Raw genomic sequence first — 519 nt, 5'->3', positions numbered from 1 at the left:
CATCAACTTCTACTTCACCATCAAGCATTTCCAGATGCGGGCTGTTGTGATAGATAAGTAAGCGCAAACGGTGGAAGTAATAGGCAGCGGTATTTTTATTGACGCTAACTAATTGCGCCGCTGTGCGAGCGGTAACACCTGCAACAAATAGTTCAATCAGTTTGTTTTGCTTGTACTGACTTAAACGACTTTTTCTCATAGGGATTATTCTAACCTGAAGTTAAATTTCCCTAGTTATCTAGTACAACCCCATCTTTTTAATAGGAAGCAAAATTAGCCCAAACATCGATTTCTCAGTATTTTAAGCAAGACTTTATACAGATTATCATGCCTGTGATTGAAGCAAAATTCGGTTTCCTTTAAGTGTAAATAAAAAGTCTGTTTCGATACACTGTAGGAAATGGTCGGGTTGTTTACACAACAGGTTGGGAATGAAGCCTGTAAGACCTCAAAAGGGGTGTCACCTTTCAGGCTCTTGTGGGGCTTGACGTTATTATAAAAGTTAACAAAACGACATAA

Annotated in this window: 3 pseudogenes; all 3 read right to left on the bottom strand. The window is 38.7% G+C overall.

Annotated features, from left to right (window positions below):
- Nucleotides 1-199, bottom strand: a pseudogene (locus tag IR141_RS12740) (IS1595 family transposase); the annotation flags it as partial.
- Between the two features lie 74 nt (nt 200-273).
- Nucleotides 274-396: pseudogene (locus tag IR141_RS12735) on the bottom strand (IS1595 family transposase); the annotation flags it as partial.
- A gap of 33 nt (nt 397-429) precedes the next feature.
- A pseudogene (locus IR141_RS14290) lies at nt 430-519 on the bottom strand (IS481 family transposase); the annotation flags it as partial.

This window comes from Neisseria sp. 19428wB4_WF04 (assembly GCF_015235335.1).
GTDB lineage: Bacteria > Pseudomonadota > Gammaproteobacteria > Burkholderiales > Neisseriaceae > Neisseria > Neisseria musculi.
The sequence above is the reverse complement of the archived record's forward strand: the minus strand, read 5'-3'. Positions and strand labels throughout refer to the sequence as shown.